This window comes from Pseudonocardia sp. SID8383, from assembly GCF_009864975.1.
In the GTDB taxonomy this organism is placed as follows: Bacteria; Actinomycetota; Actinomycetes; order Mycobacteriales; family Pseudonocardiaceae; genus Pseudonocardia; species Pseudonocardia alni.
On the sequence record NZ_WWFY01000418.1, the window covers coordinates 1 to 6746 of the forward strand.

5 protein-coding genes are annotated in these 6746 nt (G+C 74.2%); 2 read left to right on the top strand and 3 right to left on the bottom strand.

Going from position 1 to position 6746, the window contains the following annotated elements:
• On the bottom strand, positions 1–678 hold a 678-nt coding region (locus GTW08_RS10355; RefSeq protein WP_202416941.1), incomplete at its 3' end, for a hypothetical protein.
• Positions 679–838: 160 nt separating this feature from the next.
• On the opposite strand from GTW08_RS10355, the gene GTW08_RS10360 reads away from it, so the two are divergent.
• Positions 839–3388: a DEAD/DEAH box helicase gene (locus tag GTW08_RS10360; protein WP_073574910.1), complete on the top strand. Its 2550-nt coding sequence runs from the start codon at positions 839–841 to the stop codon at positions 3386–3388.
• A 132-nt stretch (positions 3389–3520) separates the two neighbouring features.
• On the top strand, positions 3521–5665 hold the full coding sequence (locus GTW08_RS10365) for a putative bifunctional diguanylate cyclase/phosphodiesterase (RefSeq protein WP_083658291.1): 2145 nt from the start codon (positions 3521–3523) through the stop codon (positions 5663–5665).
• A 2-nt stretch (positions 5666–5667) separates the two neighbouring features.
• Here GTW08_RS10365 and GTW08_RS10370 read toward each other — a convergent pair whose 3' ends face one another.
• Together GTW08_RS10370 and GTW08_RS10375 are read right to left on the bottom strand one after the other, a co-directional pair.
• On the bottom strand, positions 5668–6453 hold the full coding sequence (locus GTW08_RS10370) for an LLM class F420-dependent oxidoreductase (protein ID WP_073574911.1): 786 nt from the start codon (positions 6451–6453) through the stop codon (positions 5668–5670).
• 56 nt (positions 6454–6509) lie between these two features.
• A partial coding sequence (locus tag GTW08_RS10375; protein ID WP_161151824.1) for a DUF742 domain-containing protein occupies positions 6510–6746 on the bottom strand: 237 nt, incomplete at its 5' end.

Below are 6746 nucleotides of genomic sequence, written 5' to 3' on the forward strand. Positions count from 1 at the left end.
CAGCACCGCGCCGATCCGCTCCCGGCCCCCGCCCGGGGCCCCGGCGGGCACCCAGCCCGCGACGAGCACCTGCCGGTGGCGGCGCAGCGGCACCCGCAGCCAGTTCCGGGTGCGCCGCCCGGGCTGGTAGGGCAGGTCGAGCCGCTTGAGGTGCAGCCCGTCGAGGCCGTAGCGCTCCGCGGTCCGGACCACGAGGTCGGCCTCGTCGAGCCCGAACGAGGGCGGGACCAGGATCTTCGGTCCGGCCAGGTCGAGCGCCTCCAGCTCCGCGCGGCGGCGCCGGTAGGGCAGCTCGCACGTGCGGCGGCCGTCGCAGAACAGCAGGTCGGTGACCACGTAGCCGACCGGGACCTCGGACCGCAGGGCCGCGTCCGGGGACACCGTCGCGGTGCGGCGCAGGAGCGGACCGCGCGACGGGCGGCCCGCCTCGTCGAGGGCGACGACGGTGCCGTCGAGCACCATGCCGCCCGGCGGGGCCTGGTCGCCGAGCACGGCGAGCTCGGGGAAGGACCCGGTCACGCTGCGTGCGGTGGAGGACAGCAGCCGGACGCGGCCGGGCCGGGCGTAGGCCACGCAGCGGTGGCCCTCCCAGGCGAACTCGACCGCCCAGCGGTCCGGGTCGCCCGCGTCGGTCAGCTCGCCCGCGGCGGGCAGCATCGGCGGGATGAGGTCGGGCATGGGCGCGCCAGGACCCGCGCCGGCGCGCGCCTGCCCGGCGCCGTGCGTCGCACCGCCCCCCACCACGGCATCCACGCTATCCCCCGCACGGGCGAGTGCGGGCGCCACCTCGGCGCTGCGGCGCCCGGTGTCGGGGGTGTCTGCGACGATCGGTCCCATCATGACGCTCACCGACCGGCTGCCGCGCTCCTCCGACCCCGCGAACCCCCCGGATCCCGCCGCGCTGGTGGACACCTTCGCCGAGTGGGCGTTCGACGAGCGCGGTCTGTCGCTGTACCCGGCGCAGGAGGAGGCGCTGCTGGAGCTGGTCACCGGCGCCAACGTGATCCTCTCGACGCCGACGGGCTCGGGGAAGTCGCTGGTCGCGATCGGCGCGCACGCCGCGGCGCTGGCCCGCGGTGAGCGCAGCTTCTACACCGCGCCGATCAAGGCGCTGGTCAGCGAGAAGTTCTTCGCGCTGTGCGAGGTGTTCGGCGCGGACAAGGTCGGCATGCTCACCGGCGACGCCGCGGTGAACGAGAAGGCTCCGATCATCTGCTGCACCGCGGAGATCCTGGCGAACCTCGCCCTGCGCGAGGGCCCCGGGACCGACGTCGGCTCGGTGATCATGGACGAGTTCCACTTCTACGCCGACCCGTCGCGCGGCTGGGCCTGGCAGGTGCCGATCGTCGAGCTGCCGCAGGCGCAGTTCCTGCTGATGAGCGCCACGCTGGGCGACACGTCGTTCTTCGCGGAGGATCTGACCCGGCGCACCGGGCGGGAGACCGCGGAGATCACCTCGGTGGAGCGGCCGGTGCCGCTGCACTTCCGCTACGTCGTCGAGCCGCTGCACGAGACGATCACCGAGCTGCTGTCGACGCGTGAGGCGCCGGTCTACGTCGTGCACTTCACCCAGCAGGCCGCCGTCGAACGGGCGCAGGCGCTGATGAGCGTCAACGTCACCTCCAAGGAGGACAAGGCCGCGATCGCCGAGACGATCGGGGCGTTCCGGTTCACCTCCGGCTTCGGCCGCACCCTGTCCCGCCTGGTGCGCCACGGGATCGGCGTGCACCACGCGGGGATGCTCCCCCGCTACCGGCGGCTGGTGGAGACCCTCGCCCAGGCCGGCCTGCTCAAGGTCATCTGCGGTACCGACACCCTCGGCGTCGGCATCAATGTGCCGATCCGCACGGTGCTGTTCACCGCCCTGTCCAAGTACGACGGGCGCCGCGTGCGCCCCCTCAAGGCCCGCGAGTTCCACCAGATCGCCGGCCGCGCCGGGCGGGCCGGGTACGACACCGTCGGCACCGTCGTCGCGCAGGCCCCCGAGCACGACATCGAGAACGCCAAGGCACTGGCCAAGGCGGGCGACGACCCGAAGAAGCGCCGCAAGGTAGCGCGCAAGCAGCCGCCCGAGGGTTTCGTCGGCTGGTCGGAGACCTCGTTCGAGAAGCTGCAGCAGGCCCGGCCGGAGCCGCTGACGAGCCACTTCGAGGTCACCCACGCGATGCTGCTCAACGTCGTGTCGCGCGGCGGGGACACCTACGCCGCGATGGAGCACCTGCTCACCGACAACCACGAGCCCCGCAAGCGGCAGCTGAAGCACATGCTGCGGGCGATCGCGATCTACCGGGCGCTGCGCACCTCCGGCGTCGTCGAGCAGTACACCGTGGACGGTGCGACCCGTCCACGGGCGCGGGTGGTCGACGAGCTGCAGCTGGACTTCGCACTCAACCAGCCGCTGTCGCCGTTCGCGCTGGCGGTGTTCGAGCTCCTCGACCGGGAGTCTCCGACCTACGCCCTCGACGTGCTCTCGGTGATCGAGTCGACCCTCGACGACCCCCGCCAGATCCTCGCCGCCCAGCAGAACAAGGCCCGCGGCGAGGCGATCGCGGCGATGAAGGCCGACGGCATCGAGTACGAGGAGCGGATGGCCCGCCTGGAGGAGGTCACCCACCCCAAGCCCCTCGACGAGATGCTGCACGCGGCGCTGGAGACCTACCGCCGCGGCGCACCGTGGGTCGCCGACGCCGTCCTGTCGCCGAAGTCGGTGGTCCGGGACATGAGCGAGCGGGCGATGACGTTCACCGAGTACGTCTCGCACTACCAGCTCGCCCGCTCCGAGGGCCTCGTGCTGCGCTACCTGGCCGACGCCTACCGGGCGCTGCGCCAGACCGTGCCCGAGCACGCCCGCACCGAGGAGCTCACCGACCTCGTGGAGTGGCTGGGCGAGCTGGTCCGCCAGACCGACTCCTCGCTGCTCGACGAGTGGGAGAAGCTCGCCGCCGGGGCGGGTGCCGACGGGGAGGTGCTGCCGCCGGGGGCCGAGGTCGCCGTCGCCACGCCGACCGGGGTCACCGGCAACGCCCGCGCGTTCCGGGTCATGGTGCGCAACGCGCTGTTCCGCCGGGTGGAGCTCGCGGCGATGGGCCGCTACGCCGAGCTGGGCGACCTCGACGCCGACGCCGGCTGGACCGCCGACCGCTGGCGGGACGCCCTGGCCCCCTACTTCGCGATCCACGACCGGATCGGCTTCGGGCCGGACGCGCGCGGGCCCGAGCTGTTCGACCTCACCGAGGAGGCCGACCGCTGGCTGGTGCGCCAGGTCCTCGACGACCCGGCAGGCGACCGGGACTGGGCGATCACCGCCGAGGTGGACCTCGCTGCCTCCGACGAGGCCGGTGAGGCCGTCGTGTGGGTGACGGAGGTGACCGACGGGTCGCCGGTCTGACCCGACCGGCCCGTCGCGGGGCGCCGACGTAACCCGGTCGGCCCCACCGGGCGGGTCGGATCGGTTACGGTGTTCACCGATCATCCCGATCATGAGGGAAGTCCCTCCCACCGGAGCGAACGGGGGCGGTGGATGCAGCAGGCCGACGTCGCCGCTGCTCGCGCCGACCACGGACGGGCGCTCGTCCCCGCAGCACTCCCCGACCCCGCCGACCTCGCCGGTCCCTGGGCCTCGGAGCTGGCCCGGCACTCGGTGCTGCCGGCCACCGAGCTCCGCCCGGTCCTCGACCGGGTGACCGGCCAGTTGCGGGAGGCCGCGCTCGCGGAGCGGTACGACCCGGCCCTCCCGGCGGCCGCCGGCGGGGACCTGGTGCGGGCGCGCATCCACCAGCCGGGCTGCCTGGAGATCGGGATGGAGCTGCTGGGGGCGCACCTGGAGCCTGCCGCGGACACCGCCGCCCGGGTCCGGCGGATCGCGGCCGTGCTGGCGGCGTTCGCCCGCGGGTTCACCGAGGCCACCCGCAGCCTGGTCCTCGCCGAGCACGAGCAGGTCACCCGGGCCGCGCTGGAGGCCCGCCGCGTCGCCGAGGAGGCCCGCCGTCGCTCGGACCTGCGGCTGCGGACCGTCGTCGACTCCGCGGCCGTCGGGATCGTGATCTTCGACCCGGACGGGCGGCTCGTCGAGGTGAACGAGACCGCCGCCGTCATGTCCGGGTACACGCCCGCACAGCTGCTGAGGATGCGGGTCACCGACTTCGTGCCCCGGGAGTCGGCGCCGGAGGTGTGGGCGGAGCGGCCGCGGCTGCTCGACGGCTCCCTGGACCGGCTCCGGGTGGTCCGCCCGGTCCGGCGCGCCGACGACAGCGACGTGTGGATCGACGCCGTGGTCACCCTGCTCGGCCCGGTCGGCGGTGACGAGCAGCTGCTCGTCGCGGTGGTGTCCGACGTGACCGACCAGTTGCTGATGCAGGAGAGCCTGGCCCACCAGGCGTCGCACGACCCGCTGACCGGGCTGCCGAACCGGTCGCTGTTCTTCGAACGCCTGCGCACCGCGATCGACGCGGGCTCCTCCGGTGCCCGCCCGGGGGTCTGCTATCTGGACCTGGACGGGTTCAAGGTCGTCAACGACACCCTGGGCCACCAGGCCGGGGACCGGCTGCTGCAGGTCCTGGCCGACCGGCTCCGGGGCGCGCTGGAGCCCGGCGGGCACCTCGTCGCGCGGATGGGCGGCGACGAGTTCGTCGTGCTGGTGCCGCGCACCGCCGACCGGGCCGAGCTGGAGGAGGTCGCGACCCGCGCGCTGGGGACCGTGCGCCGCCCGGTGCGCGTCGACGGCCGCGACATCGTGATCTCGGCCAGCGTCGGGGTGGTGCGCCACGACGGCGAGCTGGGCACCGACGAGCTGATCGCCGCCGCCGACACCACCCTCTACTCGGCCAAGCGGGCCGGCCGCGGGCGCTACGTGCTCTACGACCGCGACCGCCACCGCGACGACGTCGCCCGCTTCGAGCTGTCCTCGCAGATGCCCGAGGCGCTGCGCCGCGACGACTTCGTGGTCGTCTACCAGCCCCTGGTGCGCCTGGCCGACGAGCAGACCATCGGGGTCGAGGCGCTGGTGCGCTGGCAGCGCCCCGACGGGCAGCTGCTGGGCCCGGACCGGTTCATCCCGCTCGCCGAGGAGACCGGGCTGGTCGTGCCGCTGGGCCGCCGGGTCCTCGACGAGGCGTGCCGGCAGGGCCGGGTCTGGGCCGACGCGTACCCGGACAGGCCGCTGACGATCAGCGTGAACGTCGCCGCCCGGCAGGTGACCGAGTCGGACCTGGTCGCCGACGTCGCGGCGACGCTGGAGCGCCACGACTGGCCGCCGGAGCTGCTGCAGGTCGAGCTGACCGAGTCCGACCTGATGGGCTCCCCCGGCCGGCCGCTGGCCACGCTGCGCGAGCTCGACCGGCTCGGCGTGAAGATCGCCATCGACGACTTCGGGACCGGCTACTCCAACCTCGCCTATCTGCGGCACCTGCCGGTGCACCGGCTCAAGCTGGCCGGGCACTTCCTGGCCGGGACCGCCGAGCGCGACGACGTCATCCTGCGCACGCTGATCTCGCTGGCCTCCGCGCTGGACCTGGAGGTCACCGCCGAGGCGGTGGAGACCCGGGAGCAGGCGGCGCGGCTGCGCGAGTACGGCTGCGCCAACGCGCAGGGCTGGTACTACGCACCCGCGGTCGTCGCGGAACGGGTCCCGGACCTGATCCGGGACCCGTTCCTGCGTGCCCTCTGAGCTCAGCCGTTGCGCTCGTCGCGCCAGGCGATCCAGTCCTTCAGCCGGGACAGGTCGTAGCCGCCCTGGCCGTCCTGGCCGACGGTGAACAGGCGCACCCCGGCGTCGTACAGGGCGGCGCCGTCGTCCTCCGGGGCGCCCTCGACGCCGACCGAGCGTTCGATATCGGCCGGGTCGCGGCCGATGTCGCGGCAGTGCCCGTCGAGGATGCCGCTCTTGCGGGTGACGGTGTCGACGTCGCCGAAGCCGTGCCAGATGCCGGCGTGCTCGGCGGTGTAGCGCAGGGTCTTCTTCTCGCCCCCGCCGCCGATGAGGATCGGGATGTCGCGGGTCGGCGCCGGGTTGAGCGCCGACCAGCGGCTCCGGATGCGGGGCAGGGCCGCGGCCAGGTCGTTCAGCCGGCCGCCCGCGGTGCCGAACTCGTAGCCGTACTCGTCGTAGTCGCGCTGGAACCAGCCGGAGCCGATGCCCAGGATCAGCCGGCCGTCGGAGATGTGGTCGACGGTGCGGGCCATGTCGGCGAGCAGCTCGGGGTTGCGGTAGCTGTTGCAGGTCACCAGGGCGCCGATCTCCACCCGGGAGGTCGCCTCGGCCCAGGCGCCGAGCATGGTCCAGCACTCGAAGTGCTTGCCGTCGGGCTCGCCGTAGAGCGGGAAGAAGTGGTCCCAGTTGAAGACGACGTCGACGCCGGCCTCCTCGGCGGCGGCCACGGTGCGGCGGATGTCGGCGTAGTCGGCGTGCTGGGGCTGCAGCTGCAGTCCGATGCGGACGGGACGGGGATCGGTCATGTCCCCATCCTGGCCCCGGCGCGCGGGCCCCGCAGGACACCCGCGGGCCCGGCGGGTCAGAGCCGGCGCAGCCCGGCCAGCACCCGGTCCATCAACGCGACGCTCGGCCCGTCCTCCGCCGAGGACACACCGTGCACCACCAGGCGCCCCTCGGAGGCGAGGTCGTCGATGAGCACCCGGGCGACGCCCAGCGGCACCGCGGCCAGCGCCGCGACCTCCGACACCGACCGGGGCCGGGTGCACAGCCGCAGCACCGCGGCGCGCTCGACCGAGTCGGCGCGCGGGACGGGGCC

Bases quoted from the DNA above. Each gene is read 5' to 3' on its own strand.
- GTW08_RS10360 (WP_073574910.1), top strand. From the start codon at position 839: ATGACGCTCACCGACCGGCTGCCGCGCTCCTCCGACCCCGCGAACCCC.
- GTW08_RS10365 (WP_083658291.1), top strand. From the start codon at position 3,521: ATGCAGCAGGCCGACGTCGCCGCTGCTCGCGCCGACCACGGACGGGCG.
- GTW08_RS10370 (WP_073574911.1), bottom strand. From the start codon at position 6,453: ATGACCGATCCCCGTCCCGTCCGCATCGGACTGCAGCTGCAGCCCCAG.